The organism is Massilia sp. BKSP1R2A-1, from assembly GCF_050586525.1.
In the GTDB taxonomy this organism is placed as follows: Bacteria; Pseudomonadota; Gammaproteobacteria; order Burkholderiales; family Burkholderiaceae_D; genus Telluria.
Window position 1 is genome coordinate 1 of record NZ_JBOBRE010000033.1, and the last position, 1,991, is coordinate 1,991.

Below are 1,991 nucleotides of genomic sequence, written 5' to 3' on the forward strand. Positions count from 1 at the left end.
GAACGAATACAGGGATGACGATGAAACAAGAACTGCCCGCAAGTTTGGACCGCCAGGCGGACCTTCACTACGCCTATCAGCACGGCGTCGATTTCGTTCGCGGCGATGTGAAGGCCGAGGCCGAGTTCAAGGAGAAGTTCGCTGGTGATGCCGAGGCAGAAGCCGAGTACAAACGCGGCGTCGCAGAGGAATCGGCCAAGCAAACGCGCACTTCGGACGCGCGGCACTAAACCAGCGGAAAACCCAGTAGTACCCACGCCGTGCTAGACGCGGCCGTGGCATTTGTGGCGCGATAAAAAAGTGCGCCACAAAATAAGAAAGTTAGCCACAAACTAAAAAAGTTTGCCACAACGGCAGCGGTCGCTGGAGCGATTTCCGCTGCTTGTCCTGGCAGCAACGAGGGCTTACACTGAGCTATTCTGGACGTCCGCAATCGGCCAGGAGCGGACGTACAACATACCAACGGTGGGAGTCTTCTAGATGTCGTGTCCAGGTTGCAGTGATTTATGCGTTCGCTATCGGATCGATTCCCCAAACGATCTAAGCAGAGCCATTAAGATCGTTTCTGAAAACGTAAAGGATGGGACGCTTCGCGAAGTAGTTTTGCCCGAGCAGAGCAACGGTGCGACGTTCAGTCAACTTGTAGAAGGCGCGCCATGGAACGATGTCGTCTCCTTCGCCTTTGAATGCCAAGCGTGCTCACAACCCTTCCGGCTCCACGCAGAGACATACCACGGTTCAGGCGGATATTGGGAGCCGGTGTGAGAGCAGCGACCGTCCGCTTCGAGTCGGAAGCAGACACTACAATAGGTCCGCAAACGGCCAAAAGCTGACTCACGAATAACGATTGTGACCAACAACAAATGGTATCCATAGAAGCGATGGGCACCATTGGAAACCAGTGACCAGTTTAACGGGAGAGGAAGCAATGTGAAGATTGTCGGAAAAGTAGCTTGGCACACCGTCCAAGCTACGCTTGTAGTACTCATCTTCGCAGTAGCGCTGTTCATCATCGTGAACGCGCTCCTCGCACTATTGCCACCGGATGCCGCCGAGCGCGTCACTACCAGAGCGCGCATAGCAGTTGGTCTGGCAATCTATAACCCGCCGGAATTGTCTGAAGAGGGGCGCAACGCGAACACTGATCATCAGGTGGTCTCCCAATGGGTACAACGCTGCCTTGGTTCCCCTCCCAGGAAGGAAATTCCCATGGAAGTTCAAGAGCTTCTCACGGGCGTTCCTGGCTTTCTCGATGGAACAGGGGAAAGAGAGAGGGCAATTGCCGTTCACCCGCTATATATACGGGTTGCACGCCTCAGCCACTCATTGCTCGATCGGCGCATCTCACTTGATGGGAAGCTGTCCGGCGCGTATACCGTAGCGCAGGTCGGAACCTTTCTGACAATTCTCATCGGGTTACTTACTACTGTCTTCGTTGGCCTAAGTTCTACTGAGGTAGGCAAGCAGCTAAATCGCGTTGGTCTCGGTATCAGATTGTCTGCCCTTGCACTTCCCGCTCTTGGCACTGCAGTAGCAGCAGTTATCGCCTTCTACGACCCGAACGGCAACTTGGCGCGTCAAAGCCAAGTTGCCGCAGGGCTGCAGCAGCTTCACTCGCAACTGTCGCATGCAACTTGGAAGATGGTATGCCTGAAAACGCAAAGCGATCAGGTTCCACAGGACATGGTCACCCGCCTTGACTCCTGGACACAGCGAATGCAAGAGTTGATCGCTAGCGCTGGCGACAGTCGTGCACAAACAGCCGGCACGCAAAGCAAGTCAGCTGGGCCTAAGACACCATAATCGGCGAGCACGGTGGCGCCCCCTCCATCAAGGGGCCGCCCCGCAAGCGAGTCGCTCCTTACGTCGAACGTTGAACGGCAGCTTTGTGAAGCATGGACGTCCGCTTTGGGCCCAGCGTGTGTAAAAACGCAGGACCGTGTAAACGAACCCGGCCGGGTAAACGTTGAGGAAGTATCTCATCACTGGGG

General features: G+C 55.3%; 2 protein-coding genes. Both read left to right on the forward strand.

Annotated features, from left to right (window positions below; all coding sequences use genetic code 11):
* The coding region (locus ACQ7JA_RS24915) for a hypothetical protein (RefSeq protein ID WP_430902393.1) at nt 1-230 on the forward strand (230 nt) is incomplete at its 5' end.
* Between the two features lie 700 nt (nt 231-930).
* Entirely contained in the window at nt 931-1,803 is an 873-nt protein-coding gene (locus ACQ7JA_RS24920) for a hypothetical protein (protein WP_430902394.1), read from the forward strand.
* The last annotated feature ends 188 nt before the right edge of the window (nt 1,804-1,991 follow it).